Below are 16,143 nucleotides of genomic sequence, written 5' to 3'. Positions count from 1 at the left end.
ATGGGAGATAATAACTGGTCATATTCAAAAATATATAAAGAAATTAAACCCTATGAGGAATATGGTATGTATGATGTTGCGTGGCACGATGGTATGTCAGCGGCAGATGGCCACATAGGTGTAATTACATCGTGTGCACCTTTAAATGACAGCTTTATATTCCAGAATGTTGAGTATATTATGCCGTCAGAAGAGCCAAGATATGTGCCTTTAGAGGTTGAAGGACAGCTGGATGAGGCAAGGCAGTCAGTTATTAATATGGACGATACCTGGGATATACACAACAGAGAACGTACCAATATGTATTGTCATCATCCAGGACACCAGCTCAGGGTGGAATTATGCAGGAGTGCTGATATAACAGATACTAACGCATTAATATCAGAAGCTGCAAAACACCCTCATATGACACGAAATGATGATATAAATATTACGGATTATGAACGATATACAGATTTTAACAGGTCTGAGATTGTTGTTAAATATAAGGCAGATGGAAGAACTATAACTAAAAGAACTTTTGCATCCTTGACTGATGATGTTGTTATTACAGAGATTACAGGAGCGAAGGATTTTATCGTTAATATTTCAGTTGATGATTTTGAGGCAATGCATAAGTTTGGTATGGATAAGAATAAACAGGCAACATCAGAGAGAGGAATGAAGTATTCGCGTTTTGTTAAAGATGATATAGTTGGTGTTGTGGCACATTATCCTTCATTTGAGGGAAGTGAGCTTGCAAATGGAGGGTTTGCAGGTGCAACCAGATTTATTACAGATGGTATAGTCAATATGATAGAATTGAATAAATCAGACAAGGCATATACCTGTATAGATAATATAGTACCAATTATTCAATTGAATAAATCGGACAAGATTATTCTTATAACATATCTTGATTGGACAGATAAGCTTGGCAGGCTTGAAGATTTCCAGTCAGAATGTGAGAGTGGCAGTATATTTGATACAGAGCTTATTAGAAAATGTTTTGCAAAGGTAAATGATAGTTTAGGCACAGCTGATAAAGCGTTTTTTAATAATAAAGAAATTTTCTATGATGCTGCAATCAAAGAACATAGTATTAAAAGTGCTGAAAGATATAACAGGGTATCATTATATTTATACGATAATACTGATTGTATATCTAATAAAAATGATAAAGAAAAGAAATATTATGATAATGTCTCTAAAGCTGATGACAATAGTAAATGCGCAATAGCTGATAATGAAGATAGGTACAATATATATAATATGGCAGCTAATGAGGAGCTTCTAGATAAGCAGAAAGAAGTTCCAGATATTCTTATTCCGCTTCTTGAAAGAATATATAATAATGCAAGATATGGGCTTATGTCAGGGGCTGGCTATACAGCACCAAGGCTTAATGGACCAGGTGTTGGAGAGTGGAATCTGATGTGGCGTAATGCGTATACCATGGATGCTAATGTTAATATTCAGGTATCGGGAATCAACAGCGGCAATATGTATGAAGCTGGCGTTGGGTATATTTGGTTCGTATTAAGACAGCTTAAAGACTGGGAGATTAATGCTAAAAAGGTATATGGAATGAAAAATGCCCTGTTAGCACCTATCAATACTGACGGACAGAGGGCAATGATGGTTGAGTATGACATTAACTATCCGTTCCAGTATTGGAATACGGGTGCAAGCTGGATGATACTTCCTATAGCAGAATGGGTTGACTGCTATGGTGATGTGTCAATTACAACAACTGATCAAAAGATAATAAAGCAGTATAACAAAGATGTCTTTAATGTAAAGAAAGATATTCTTATGCCGCTTCTTCAAAAAACTTATAATTTCTGGGAACAGCTCTGCACGCCTGAATACTATACGGATATTGAGGGCAATGCAAGATATGAAAAGGGTAAGACACATTTGTTTACTGGTGAGAAGTATCTTATAATTCCGTCATTTTCACCAGAGAATAAGCCGCTTGGCTATAAGAGTGCAATAACAGCCAATGCTTCAATGGATATAGCTGCTGCCAAAGATATTATAGCTATGTATATTGATATGGAAAATGAACTTCATAATGAAGGATACAAGGAAAGAATTAAGAAGGCTGAAAAGTTAAATAATGAGCTTCCGGATTATCAATATGATGAAAGCGGTGCAATAAGAGAGTGGGCTATGAAAGAGTATCAGGAAAATAATGCCCACAGGCATATAAGCCACCTTTATTGTGCATGGCCGGCATATCAGACACAGCATAATAATAAGCTTGCCAACGCCTGCCGACAGGCTATATTAAACCGTAATAAGGAGAATTCCGGAAAAGATGACACGGCATCACACGGCTGGATTCATAAGGCACTTGTTGAGGCAAGGCTTAAGAATTCAGAGGAAGTGTATAATATATTAAATATGCTTGTGCATAGCGATATATTTTATTCAACATTATTTACCGACCATAATACGAACAGGGCTAAGGGTGTCGCCTGCACAGATACATTATATGGAATAACTGGAATTATTAATGAAATGCTAGTGTATTCGGATAAGAACACGGTAGAACTGCTTCCTGCATTAAGCAGTAATATACCAGCAGGAAATATAAGCGGACTTTTAACATGTGCTGGTGTGAGAGTTGATTATTTAAGCTGGGATGTTGATAAGAGAAATGTAAAAGCAGACTTAACTGCATTACGGGATACAAGCTTTAATCTTGTGCTTAATAATAAGGCGTATATTGGTGAGGAAAATGAAAGTAAATGCGTTGCAGTTCAGTTAAAAAAGGGTGAAAGGTATTGCTTTATGGGTTGATAGTGAAAATGCGGAAACACCGATATAGTAGAGTGTTTCCGCATTTTTTATTTTATTTGAACTTGAATGTATTCTCAAGTGTCTCCCACTTGGTATCTTTCTCGCTGAAATTAAGTGGGGTTCCGTCTTCAAGCTTGTATCCAGATGGGTCAGCACTGCCTGGATATTTGCCTGTAACCTGTGGCCATTCAATGCCAATGCTTGGGTCGTTCCACGCAAGACCGCCCTCATCACCAGGATGATAGAAGTCAGTTACTTTGTAGCAGAACTCAGCTTCGTCACTTAATACGAGGAAGCCGTGTGCAAAGCCTTCGCTTATATAGAACTGCTTCTTGTTCTCTTCTGTAAGTTCTACGCCAAACCATTTGCCGTATGTCTTAGAACCTGCACGAAGGTCAACAGCAACATCAAATACGCTTCCTTTGATTACACGTACAAGCTTTCCCTGAGGAAATTCTTTCTGGAAGTGTAAGCCACGAAGAACACCCTTAACAGAGCGTGACTGGTTATCCTGAACAAATACCATATCAAGACCGGCTTCGTGCATATCATTCTGATTGTAAGTTTCCATAAAATATCCGCGGTTATCGCCGTGAACAGTAGGTTCTATTATATAAAGTCCTTCAATATCGCAAGGAGTTACTTTAATCTGTCCCATAGTTATTACCTTTCTTTGATTAATCTAAAAATACTGCCACCTGACAGATAAAAATAAATTGTCAGGTGGTATATAAAAATATATTAATTATCGGTTAGAATACATTTTCTCATAGTAGTTCTGGTATTCGCCTGAGATGATAGTTTCCCACCATTCCTTGTTGTCAAGATACCACTGGATTGTCTTCTTTATGCCGTCTTCAAACTTAGTTTCTGGTAACCAGCCAAGTTCGTTGTGGATTTTAGAAGGGTCGATAGCATAACGCATATCGTGTCCCTTACGGTCGCCAACGTGAACGATAAGTGATTCTGGCTTGCCAAGTTCTTTACAGATAAGCTTAACGATGTCAATATTTCTCTTTTCATTATGTCCACCGACATTGTATACTTCACCGACACGTCCTTTGTGAATGATAAGGTCAATAGCCTTGCAGTGGTCTTCAACATAAAGCCAGTCACGGACATTAAGACCTTCACCATATACAGGAAGTGGCTTATCATTAAGAGCATTGGCAATCATAAGAGGAATAAGCTTTTCTGGGAAGTGGTATGGTCCGTAGTTGTTAGAACATCTGCTTATAGTTACAGGAAGTCCATAAGTTCTGTGGTAAGCTAATACTAAAAGATCAGCACCAGCTTTTGATGAGCTGTATGGGCTTGATGTATGTATAGGTGTTTCCTCTGTGAAGAAAAGGTCAGGTCTGTCAAGTGGAAGGTCACCGTATACTTCATCAGTAGATACCTGATGATAACGCTTAATTCCGTACTTTCTGCACGCATCCATAAGAACAGCAGTACCTTTGATGTTAGTGTCAAGGAATACTTCCGGGTTCTCGATAGAACGGTCAACGTGTGACTCGGCGGCAAAGTTTACAACCATATCTGGGTGTTCTTCTTCAAAAAGCTTGTATACAGCTTCTCTGTCAGTGATACTTTCCTTAACAAATCTGAAGTTAGGATTATCCATTACAGGAGCAAGTGTTGAGAGATTGCCCGCATATGTAAGGCAGTCAAGACAGATAATTCTGTAATCTGGATATTTCTTTAACATATGGAAAATGAAGTTGCTTCCGATAAATCCGGCACCGCCGGTAACAATAATATTCATATATAATCCTCGTTTCTGTGCACATATTAATAATTAAAATGGTGCAGTGTGCGCTACACACCAAATGATAATATATTCTAGCTATGAAGTACGTCAATATATTTGCCGTCAAGCACATCTTTTAAATACTGTCCGTACTGGTTTTTCTTTAAGACTTCATAAGTCTTAAGTACGTCCTCTTTAGTTATCCAGCCGTTAAGATAAGCTATCTCTTCAAGGCAGGCTATTTTACGGTGCTGATGTGTTTCAATTGTCTTAACGAAGTTAGTAGCTTCAACAAGGCTTTCGTGAGTACCAGTGTCAAGCCAGGTAAAGCCCTGACCTAAAAGTTCTACATTGAGGTTGTTGTTCTCAAGATATATACGGTTAAGGTCTGTTATTTCAAGCTCACCTCTTGCAGATGGCTTTAAATTCTTCGCATACTCTACAACCTTGTTATCATAGAAGTAAAGACCTGTTACACAGTAATTGCTCTTAGGCTTGGCTGGCTTTTCTTCTATAGATATAGCCTTGCCGGCTTCGTTAAATTCTACAATACCAAATCTTTCAGGGTCATCAACGTAGTAACCAAATACTGTAGCACCTATGCCTTCTTCAGCGTTTTTAACAGCATTTTTAAGACGTTCCTTAAGTCCGTTGCCAGCGAATATGTTATCGCCAAGAACCATAGCAACAGTGTCATCGCCGATGAATTCCTCACCGATAATGAAAGCCTGTGCAAGTCCGTCAGGTGATGGCTGTACAGCATAAGAAAGATTAACACCGAACTGGCTTCCGTCACCGAGAAGCTCTTTGAATCTAGGTGTATCCTGTCGAGTAGATATTATAAGAATATCACGAATTCCAGCAGTCATAAAAACTGACATAGGATAATATATCATAGGCTTATCGTATATAGGAAGAAGCTGTTTACTTGTTACCATTGTGAGTGGATAAAGGCGTGTGCCAGAACCACCAGCGAGAATAATACCTTTCATAGTCATTCCTCTTTTCTTAATAAATAGTGTGTTTTAAATAAATTAATACCTGTTTAGCAGATTAGTGCTTACTAAGCAGATTATAGTTTTTTAGTAAATTGATATTTGCTTTTTGTTTTGATATATATATAATAAAAGGTGACGTAACGTCATCTTCAAGTATTTTTTGTGATACAAGAAGAAATTTTATCATTATTTATGATTTTTATGGTTTCAAACAGATCTTCAAATAGGATTTTAATAGTCCTTAAAATATAATTTCAAATAAGCTTTCAAATAGGATTTGCAATAAGTTTTTAAACAGAATTTCAGGTATGATTACAGTAAAATATACCATAAAGAAAAGAGGAAGTTATGCATAAAGAAGGTTATTATTCTTCTGGTGAGTTTGCCAAGAAAGCAAATGTCACAGTAAGAACTATAAGATATTATGATAAACAGAATATTTTAAAGCCGTCACTTCTTACAGAGGACGGAGTAAGGTTTTATACGGATTCAGATTTTACGAGGCTGCAGCAGATACTGTTGTTTAAGTATCTGGGGTTTTCGCTTGAGGATATAAGAAATATGACTATCGGTGATTCAGATTATAACATCCTTCTTAATTCGCTTAATTTGCAGTTTAAGCTTATTCAGGACAAAATAGCACAGATGGAGCTTGTAAAGAATGCGATTGAAGACACGATAGATACATTTAAAAATAACAAATCAGTAGATTGGAGCAATATGCTTTCGCTTATCCATCTTACTAATATGGAAAGCACTTTAAAGACACAGTATCTTAATGCTGGAAATATAACCGCAAGAATTAATCTTCATGCAGAATATTCAGTTAATAAGCAGGGTTGGTTTAACTGGATATATGAACAGAGCAATATACAGACCGGACAGCGTATTCTGGAGATAGGCTGTGGTGATGGAAGACTGTGGGTTGATAATAAGAATAATGTAAGAGAACTTTCAGGGCTACAGGTGTTCTTAAGCGATATATCCGATGGTATGGTGAATGATGCAAGAAGAAATATAGAAGCGGAATATGCTAACGAGAATGGGGCGGATAGTACTGCACATAAGACAGGACAGTCTGTATCATTTAAGTTTAATACATTTGACTGTGCGGATATTCCTTATAGGAATAATTATTTCGATATAGTTCTTGCTAATCATGTATTATTTTACTGTGATAATATAGAAAGCGTTCTAAAAGAAGTCAAAAGAGTGTTAAAACCGGGTGGAGTATTTATATGTGCAACTTATGGGGCTTCGCACATGAAAGAGATTAGTGATCTTGTAACAGAGTTTGATAAAAGAATTGTTCTTGCTGCGGATAATCTGTATGATAAATTCGGGCTGGATAATGGAGAGGATATATTGATTAAGCATTTTAATAATGTAGATGTCAGAAAATATAATGATCACCTGTTAGTTGATAAAGCAGAGCCGCTTATTGAATATATTCTTTCCTGCCACGGCAACCAGAACCAGTATCTTCTTGACAGATATTCCGATTTTAAAGCATTTATAAGAAATAAGCTTGCAAGGAAGCCTTTTAAGATTACTAAAGATGCAGGATTATTTATATGTAAAGATATATGGTAATTATATTAATAATGTGGTAAAATTATACAGCTATTGCAATTTACGCGATTAAATATCTATTATAATGGGAATGTTATTTATAACAGTATAATGATAGGCAGATTATTAAATTATAGAAGAATAGAGGTATACAATGGCGTTATCCAAATTATTTTTAAATGCAGGTGAAGCGTTAAGGCCAGTTCTTGTAAAAGTGCTTCCGATGAAACTGCTAAGTAAGCTGAAGGCGGGAATTATTAATAATGCAACAGAAAAGCTGTCGGCAGATACTATAGAAAAGTATGTACCGGGACGATACAAGGAAGGTGCTAATATAATAGGCAATATAAAGGGGGATAATGGATTAGGACAGAGTGCACGTATTATGTGCAGTCTGCTTGATGAGAATAATGAGCCACACGTTATAAGGGATTTCTTTGTTCCACCGGGAGGCTCAAGAACCAATGATATGTATGACAGCAGGCTTACAACACAGCTTCCATATGATGTTAACATAATACATGTTAATGCAAGTGAGTTTATGGTAGCATATTTAAGCCTTGGCAAAGATGTATGGGATTACAGATATAATATAGGTTACTGGGCGTGGGAATTAGAGACATTTCCAGAGGAATGGCTTCCGGCATTTAAGCTTGTCGATGAAGTGTGGACACCATCGGATTTTGTTACTAATACACTTAAGAAATATACTGACAAGCCTGTGGTTACGGTTCCACATTGTATAGAACCTGTTGCAAGTGCACAGTATGGCAGGAAGCATTTTAATCTTCCAGAAGACAAGTTCCTGTTTTTAATAATGTTTAATAGTGGAAGTGTTATGGAAAGAAAGAATCCATTGGCAGCTATTAAAGCATTTAAGCAGGCATTCCTGAAAGATGAAGCAACTAAGAACAAGTATAAGGATGTAGGTCTTGTAATTAAGATAAGTGAGTCAGAGCTTTCAGCAGACGATGAGAAGATTATAAGCTCTATTGTAGATAAAGAAGATAATATTTACTTTATGTGTGGACAGATTAATAAGACAGAAGTTAATTCTCTTCTTAAAGACGTAGATGTATATGTATCACTTCACCGCTCAGAGGGCTTCGGGCTTGTAATGGCGGAGGCTATGTATCTTGGAACACCGGTTATAGCAACGGCGTGGTCGGGTAATACAGAGTTTATGAATGATCATACGGCGTGTATGGTTGGATACGATATGATAGAACTTGATAAGGACTATGATGTATTTAAGAAGGGCAATGTGTGGGCAGATGCACACATTGATGAAGCTGCTGATTATATGGTAAGGCTCTATGAAGACAAAGAGTATTACAACACCAAGGTAGTTAATGGACAGGCATATGCCAGAGAACATCTTGCATACAAACGTTCAGCGGATATTGTGAGTGAGCGTTTAAGACAGATTCATTCAAAGTCTTAAGGGTTTTAAATTATTCGTTTGACAAAGAAAATGATTGTTATTATAATATGCAGGATTTAGATATAGAGGAGAAATTTCTGATGCAACATATTAAAGAATTATATGAATATAGGGAAATGATTATAAGTCTTGTAAGAAAAGACTTAAGAGGAAGATATAAGGGTTCGGTTCTTGGATTTCTTTGGACATTTGTCAACCCTTTATTACAGCTTATTGTGTATACAATTGTGTTCTCAATAATAATGAGGGCAAGCTATGAACAGTATTATCTGTTTCTTTTCGTGGCACTTGTGCCTTGGATGTTCTTTTCATCAAGTGTAACTGACGGTGCGGCAAGTATATTAAAAGAGAAGGATATGGTTAAAAAGATATACTTCCCAAGAGAGGTTCTTCCAATATCAACAGTTACAAGTGCATTTGTTAATATGATACTTACATTTGTTGTTGTATTTATAGTTGTTATTGTATCAGGAAGAGGTATTAATCCACTTGCATTATTATGTCTTCCTGTTGTTATGGTTGTAGAGTATGTACTATGTCTTGGTATTGCACTTATAGTATCATCACTTACAGTATATCTCAGGGATTTACAGTATATTCTTGGAATATTTGTTATGGCACTCCAGTATATGACACCGGTAATGTATGGCGTTGATATGGTAGAGAATTCTGGTGCTGGTGACTGGCTTATTTTAATATTTAACTTAAATCCTATGACACCTATTATTAAAATATACAGACAGATTATTTATTATGGACAAGTTCCAGAACTTGGTTCGCTGGCTCTTGCATTAATAATAGGTATTGTATTTATAGTTGTCGGAGAAGTTCTGTTTAAGAAGCTTCAGAGAGGTTTTGCAGAAGAATTCTAATTAGAATAGTATAGACAATTAGATATATAAGCAGAAATGAGGATTATGATGGATAAAGATAATGCAATTGAAGTAAAAAATATAACTAAAGATTTTAAAGTGTATTATGATAAGGGAAGCGAACTTAAGGAAAAAATGCTTTTCTGGAAGCGCAACAGATATGAGAAAAGACATGTTCTTAATGGTATAAGCTTTAATGTTAAGAGAGGTGAGGCTATAGGTTTAGTAGGTAAGAATGGCTGTGGTAAAAGTACAACACTTAAAATGCTTACTAAGATTATATACCCTGACTCAGGAACAATTGAGATGCGTGGAAGAGTATCAAGCCTTATAGAGCTTGGAGCAGGTTTTCACCCGGATATGAGCGGAAGAGAAAATATATATACTAATGCTTCTATATTCGGACTTACCAAGAAAGAGATAGATGCAAGACTTGATGATATTATAGCATTTTCAGAACTTGAAGATTTCATAGATAATCCAGTAAGAACTTATTCTTCAGGAATGTATATGCGACTTGCTTTTGCAGTTGCTATCAATGTAGATGCTGATATTCTTCTTATTGATGAAATCCTTGCCGTTGGTGATGCTAACTATCAGGCAAAGTGTTTCAATAAGTTAAGAGAGATTAAGGCAGAGGGAACAACTATCGTTATTGTATCACATTCATTAGGTCAGATTGAGCAGATATGTGACCGTTCTATATGGATAAAAAATGGTCTTATAGAAGCGGAAGGAACTCCAAAAGATGTCCATCTTAAATATCTTGACTATATGAATCAGGAGAGAATGGAACAGGCTGAGAAAGAGCAGCTACGTCAGGCAAAGCTTGAACGTGAGCAGATGGAGAAGAAGAAAGAAGAAGAACGTATCAAGAAAGAGCGTGCGAAGGTTAATTCAAGATACGGAAGTGAAGACGCAAGATTTACAGATATTCATATGTATAATGAGGCTGGCGAGGAGAGCAGAATATTCAAGACAGGAGAGAAAGTTATACTTGACCTTGGTTATCACGTTGATAATAAAGTTACTGATGCAGTATTTGGATTTGGTATATTCAGAAATGATGCTCTCTGGTGCTATGGTACTAATACAAGAATAGACAGAATAGAGAATTTTGACATTGATAAAGACGGAAGATATAAGGTAGAACTTGAAGATCTTAATCTTATACCTGGTAATTACTGGGTAGATATAACTATTGAATATGGGGAGGGTATACCTGTTGATTATTATAAGCAGGCTCTTAAGTTTGAGGTTGTATCTAATATAACAGATGTTGGCGTTACAAGAATTCCACACAAGTGGGAATTACACATTTAAGATGAGGAGATAAGAATAATTATGAAAAGGGCAGTGCCATGGATAAGAGTGGCTGGATTTATTGTTGGGCTTGTTGTACTGGTAGCAATATTTGATTACGCGTTTGCACAGACAGGATATGTAAGATATGTGCTTACATATTTCCAGAATTCAGATGAGGATATAGATACACTTGTATTAGGTGCATCGCATGCAAGAAGTGCAATTGACCCGCAGAAGATAGATGATGTTAACGACACGAATTCATTCAGTCTTGCAATACCTGGTGAGATGGTAAAGGATTCTTATTATGTGTTACAGGAAGCGTGCCGCAGTAAGAAGATTAAGACACTTATATTTGATGTGGATTACCAGTATTGGATGGAACCTCAGGCAGAAGGATATTTTCAGGAACCATTCATATACAACCAGCTTAGCTGGTCATCACCAGTAAAGTGGAAGTATATGGCAGAGAATATGCTTAATCTTGATGTTAGGAATGCATTTACGAAGAGAAATGTATATCTTTGTACTCCATCATCAGTAAAGACTAATATTTCACAGAAGCGTTCGCAGGAATATAAGGATGCGGATATCTACTCAATAGAGGTACCAGATGCCAATGGCCCATATATTGGAAAGGGATTTTTCTATCGTGAGGTAAGCGGACTTAAGCCTGGTGGTGATGCTTATGTTGATGGCTGGGTAGGCAGAGAGAATGATGGTCTTTCAGAGGTGGCTGTAACCAAGTTCAAGCAGATAAAGAAGTTCTGTGATGATAATGGTATTGAGCTTATATGTGTTACATCACCAATAACACCAAGCGTTATGCAGAAGCTTGGAATGGGAACTGTTAATGATGTACTTTCACAGTTCTTTGAAGAACAGAATGTACCTTATTATAATTTTAACAAAGCCAGATTATCAGTTCTTGACAGAAGTGATCTTGATTATGGAGATAAAGAAGGTCATATGGGTGGAGAACTTGCAGAAGAATATTCAGAAGTATTAGCAGAAGTGTTAAAAGGACATTTTAACGGAACATTAGATGAAACAAAGTATTTTTATAATACCTTTGATGAGATGTATAAAGAGATGGAGGAACAATAAATGTCATTCACAACAGTAGCCTTTTTTGTATTTTTATTAGCTGGAATAGTTGTTTATTATGTTCTTCCCAAGAATGTACAGTGGATATGGCTTCTTATATTAAGTTATATATATTATTTTACATTTAGTATTAAAGCTTCTTTATTTATGGTATTTGCAACTGTAACTATATATTTCGGAGGCATTTGGCTTCAAAATATACAGAATACAGGTGACAGATATTTAAAAGATAATAAAGAAACACTTTCAAGAGAAGATAAGAAGGCTTATAAAGAAAGCCTTAGAAGAAAGAAAAGATGGGTGTTGTTCCTTATACTTCTTTTGGACTTTGGAATGTTAGCAGTTGTAAAATATAGTAATTTTGCAATAGAGAATATTAATTCCGTACTTGGACTTATGGGTAAAGAACCAATAGGTCTTCTTGGAATGGGACTGCCACTTGGAATATCGTTCTTTACATTCCAGTCTGTATCATATGCAATTGATGTATATCAGGGAAAGTATGAGTGTGAGAAGAACATATTTAAGATGGGATTATTCGTATCATTCTTCCCACAGCTTTTACAGGGTCCAATTGGAAGATATGACAGATTAGGAAAGCAGCTTTACAGTGGACACAGCTTCAATTTAAAGAATGTAGAATATGGACTTCAAAGAATCGGCTGGGGACTTTTTAAGAAGGTTGTTATTGCAGACAGGGCGGCAGTGCTTGTTCTTAATGTATTTAATAATTATGAGGCATACAGCGGATTTCATTATATTATGGCAGTGCTTATGTACTCTGTAGATTTATATATGGATTTCTCTGGTGGAATAGATATAGTTATCGGTGCTGCACAGATGTTTGGAATTACAATGGATGAGAATTTCAGGCAGCCATATTTCTCTAAGTCAATAGGTGAATTCTGGAGAAGATGGCATATTACACTTGGTACATGGATGAAGGATTACATATTCTATCCGATGTCACTTTCTAAGAAGATGAATAAGTTCGGAAAGTGGGGAAAGAAGCACTTTGGCAATACATTTGGAAGAACACTTCCTATATGCTTTGCTAATATAGTAATATTCTTTATCGTAGGTATATGGCACGGAGCAGCCTGGAAATATATTGCATATGGACTTTACAATGGCTTTATTATTGCAATAAGCAATCTTTTAGAGCCTGTATACAAGAAGCTTCTTAATAAGTTTCATATTAATGCAACAAGCAGGGGCTGGACTTTATGGCAGATTATAAGAACATTTATACTTGTTAATATAGGCTGGTACTTTGATATGGCTGACAGTGTAAGTCAGGCTTTATGTATGATAAGATGGTCAATTCAGGGATTTAGCCTTTCACAGTTTAACAGCTCACTATTAGACCTTGGAATAGAAGCAAGAGATTATATAATTATAATCGCTGGCTGTATTATAGTATTTATTATAAGTGTACTTAAAGAAAAAGGTATAGCTATAAGAGAGAGCATAGCGGCCAAGCCATTAGCGGTAAGGTGGGCTGCTTATTATGCGTTGATAGCTGTTATATTAATATTTGGATATATAGGCGCAACACAGGGCTTTATATATGCTAATTTCTAGCTTGTAAATGTAAGTGGTGTATCAGATACACAGAAATGAGGAGTATATGTCAGAACAGATTAATGTAGAATCAATTATGAAAGAGATTAAGAAAGAGATTGAAGTTAAAGGTTATACTAATGACTTATTAAGCTTTGATGATGTTATTGTTGATGTTGGTTCAATGAATGTTAATAAGTTTGATAAAGTAAAATTCAATGAGGATATATATGTTGCCAACCACGAATGGGAAGTTAATCCATACAGACCATTACAGGGTGGAAAAGTAACAGTATTCTTTAAAAAGGCAATAAGAAAGCTTGTATATTTCTTTGTAGAACCTATCGTTATGGCTCAGGATGGATTTAATGCTTCAATTGTCCGTTTGATGAACCAGATGAACTGTTATATAGAAGAAAAAGATAAAGAGATAGCTGAACTTAAGAAAGAGATAGAAGAATTAAAGGGCGGAAAGTAATATGCGTATTTTTCAGTTATTATCTACTATTGCTTATGGCGATGCTGTTAGTAATGATACAGTAGCTATGGAAAAGGCAATCAAGCAGATGGGATATCAGACAAGAATATATGCCGAAAGCATAGTACCACCACTTGATAAAAAGACGGCACTTGCAATTTCAGAATTAAAAGATGTATCGAATGATGATATTATAATATTCCATATGTCAACAGGAAGCCGCCTGAATTTTGATGTGGCTAAGTATCCTTGCCGTAAAATTGTAGTGTATCATAACATAACACCACCAGAATACTTCAAGAATAATGATGAAAGATTCAGTGATATATGTGAGTATGGTCTTAAAGGTGCTAAGTCATTAGCTGATAAGGTCGATTATTGTCTTGCTGTTTCAGAATTCAATAAAAAGGATCTGCTTAATATGGGTTATAAATGCCCTATTGATGTACTTCCAATTATTATACCAATGTCTGATTATGATAAAGCACCAGACAAATCAGTTGTAAAGAAATATTCTGATGACTATGTGAATATATTATTTACAGGACGTATTGCACCTAATAAGAAGCAGGAGAATCTTATATCAGCATTTTATTATTATAACAGATTGTATAATAAAAAGTCACGTCTTATACTGGCTGGTTCGTTCAGATATGATGATCCATATTATATAAGGCTTACAGAATATACTAAGAAGCTTGGTATGGGTGGAACAGTTATATTTACAGGACATATAAAGTTTGACCAGATACTTGCTTATTATAAGACAGCAGATGTATTTCTATGTATGAGTGAGCATGAAGGCTTCTGCGTTCCGATTGTTGAGGCAATGAAGTTCAAAGTTCCAATAATTGCTTATGGCAGGGCTGCTGTGCCTGAAACTATGAACCATAAGGGTATGATATTAGATGATAATAATCCACAGTATGTAGCTGCCTGCATTGACAAGATGGTTAAAGATAAGAAGTTAAGGGATTATGTTATAGAAGAACAAAATGAAAGACTTGAATATTATAGCTATGATAATATATCTGCAATGTTCAAGGAGTATTTGTCAAAGTTTATTGATAAGAAGGATTGAGCATTATGAAGAAAATTGGATTTGTAGTTCCATGGTATCATAAGGATATACGAGGGGGAGCAGAACAGGAATTAAGAGGAATTGTGACCCACTTGAAAGCCAATAATGTTGATTTGGAAATAATAACAACCTGTGTAAAAGAGTTTACTGCTGACTGGACTGAGAATTATTTCAAGGAAGGTGTAGAGATAGTTGATGGAATTCCAATAAGAAGATTCAAAGTAAGAAAAGGCAATATGAAAGAATTTCATAGAATTAATGCCAAGGTTATGCAGGGAAAGACAATATCCTATGATGAAGAAGATATATTCATAAGGGAAATGGTCAATAGTCCTGATATGTATGATTATCTCAGGGAGCATAGTGAGGAATATCATAGATATGTGTTTATTCCATATATGTTTGGTACAACTTATTATGGGATACTGGCGTGTCCATTTAAGTCAATTCTTATTCCGTGCCTGCACGATGAGGCATACGCTTATTTCAGACATTATAGAGAGACATTCAGGGATTTAAGAGGAATTATATTCCACGCAAGACCGGAGATGGAACTTGCCAATAAAGTGCTTGATTTAAGAAATGTTAATCAGGTGCTTTTAGGAGAAGGCGTAGAAACAGATTTTGAATATAATGCTGACAGGTTCAGAAAGAAATACAATATTAATGAACCATATATAATATATGCAGGACGTAAAGATGAAGCCAAGAATATATATACACTTATAAAATATTTTGGCGAATTTACAAGAAGAAATCCTGATAAGAACTTAAAGCTTGTCTTAATAGGCGGAGGAGATATTAATATTCCAGAGGATATTAAAGATAAGGTAGTTGATCTGGGATTTCTTGATATACAGGATAAATATGATGCCTGTGCAGGTTCGGTATGTCTGTGCCAGCCGTCAAAGAATGAAAGCTTCTCTATTGTAATAATGGAAAGCTGGCTGTGTGAAAGACCAGTTCTTGTTAATGCGGCTTGCAATGTAACAGCTAATTTCGCTAAAGAGTCTAATTCAGGATTATATTTTAATGATTATTTTGAATTTGAAGGATGTGTTAATTATTATATGGACAATCCTGTAATTGCTGAGACTATGGGTAAGACAGGACGTCAGTTTGTATTAGATAATTTCAAATGGGATGTAATTGTTAAGAGATTTCTTGATTTTTTTGAAAGTTAGAA

Annotated in this window: 13 protein-coding genes; 10 read left to right on the top strand and 3 right to left on the bottom strand. The window is 35.8% G+C overall.

Annotated features, from left to right (window positions below; translation table 11 throughout):
• Positions 1-2,787, top strand: a complete 2,787-nt coding sequence (locus WMO14_RS08020) for a glycosyl hydrolase family 95 catalytic domain-containing protein (RefSeq protein ID WP_349153616.1) — start codon at positions 1-3, stop codon at positions 2,785-2,787.
• 52 nt (positions 2,788-2,839) lie between these two features.
• Here the strand turns inward: WMO14_RS08020 and rfbC are convergent, their stop codons facing one another.
• The 3 genes from rfbC to rfbA form a co-directional block, all read right to left on the bottom strand.
• Entirely contained in the window at positions 2,840-3,445 is a 606-nt protein-coding gene (gene rfbC, locus WMO14_RS08015; RefSeq protein WP_022502976.1) for a dTDP-4-dehydrorhamnose 3,5-epimerase, read from the bottom strand.
• An 87-nt stretch (positions 3,446-3,532) separates the two neighbouring features.
• A complete protein-coding gene (gene rfbB, locus WMO14_RS08010) occupies positions 3,533-4,552 on the bottom strand; it encodes a dTDP-glucose 4,6-dehydratase (protein WP_022502975.1) in 1,020 nt (339 codons plus the stop codon).
• A 77-nt stretch (positions 4,553-4,629) separates the two neighbouring features.
• Positions 4,630-5,529 (bottom strand): glucose-1-phosphate thymidylyltransferase RfbA, encoded by a 900-nt coding sequence (rfbA, locus tag WMO14_RS08005; RefSeq protein ID WP_349153615.1) that lies wholly within the window; start codon positions 5,527-5,529, stop codon positions 4,630-4,632.
• 354 nt (positions 5,530-5,883) lie between these two features.
• On the opposite strand from rfbA, the gene WMO14_RS08000 reads away from it, so the two are divergent.
• From WMO14_RS08000 to WMO14_RS07960, 9 genes are all read left to right on the top strand, one after another.
• Positions 5,884-7,128, top strand: a complete 1,245-nt coding sequence (locus tag WMO14_RS08000; protein ID WP_022502973.1) for a MerR family transcriptional regulator — start codon at positions 5,884-5,886, stop codon at positions 7,126-7,128.
• A gap of 133 nt (positions 7,129-7,261) precedes the next feature.
• Positions 7,262-8,551: a glycosyltransferase family 4 protein gene (locus WMO14_RS07995; protein WP_022502972.1), complete on the top strand. Its 1,290-nt coding sequence runs from the start codon at positions 7,262-7,264 to the stop codon at positions 8,549-8,551.
• A gap of 80 nt (positions 8,552-8,631) precedes the next feature.
• Positions 8,632-9,423: an ABC transporter permease gene (locus WMO14_RS07990; protein ID WP_022502971.1), complete on the top strand. Its 792-nt coding sequence runs from the start codon at positions 8,632-8,634 to the stop codon at positions 9,421-9,423.
• A 48-nt stretch (positions 9,424-9,471) separates the two neighbouring features.
• Positions 9,472-10,746 carry an ABC transporter ATP-binding protein gene (locus WMO14_RS07985; protein WP_022502970.1) on the top strand — a complete coding sequence of 425 codons (1,275 nt, stop codon included), beginning with the start codon at positions 9,472-9,474 and terminating at the stop codon, positions 10,744-10,746.
• A 21-nt stretch (positions 10,747-10,767) separates the two neighbouring features.
• Entirely contained in the window at positions 10,768-11,835 is a 1,068-nt protein-coding gene (locus WMO14_RS07980; protein WP_022502969.1) for a hypothetical protein, read from the top strand.
• Entirely contained in the window at positions 11,836-13,419 is a 1,584-nt protein-coding gene (locus WMO14_RS07975; protein WP_022502968.1) for an MBOAT family O-acyltransferase, read from the top strand.
• 46 nt (positions 13,420-13,465) lie between these two features.
• The gene (locus WMO14_RS07970) at positions 13,466-13,876 is read left to right on the top strand and encodes a hypothetical protein (protein ID WP_022502967.1); all 411 of its coding nucleotides are present in this window, start codon (positions 13,466-13,468) and stop codon (positions 13,874-13,876) included.
• Between the two features lies 1 nt (position 13,877).
• Entirely contained in the window at positions 13,878-14,957 is a 1,080-nt protein-coding gene (locus tag WMO14_RS07965) for a glycosyltransferase (protein ID WP_022502966.1), read from the top strand.
• A gap of 5 nt (positions 14,958-14,962) precedes the next feature.
• Positions 14,963-16,141, top strand: coding sequence for a glycosyltransferase family 4 protein (locus tag WMO14_RS07960; RefSeq protein ID WP_022502965.1), 1,179 nt, complete (start codon positions 14,963-14,965; stop codon positions 16,139-16,141).
• The last annotated feature ends 2 nt before the right edge of the window (positions 16,142-16,143 follow it).

It is taken from the genome of Lachnospira rogosae (ex Hitch et al. 2025) (genome assembly GCF_040096455.1).
Lineage (GTDB): Bacteria > Bacillota > Clostridia > Lachnospirales > Lachnospiraceae > Lachnospira > Lachnospira rogosae.
This window is presented reverse-complemented; position numbering and strand designations above follow the sequence as displayed.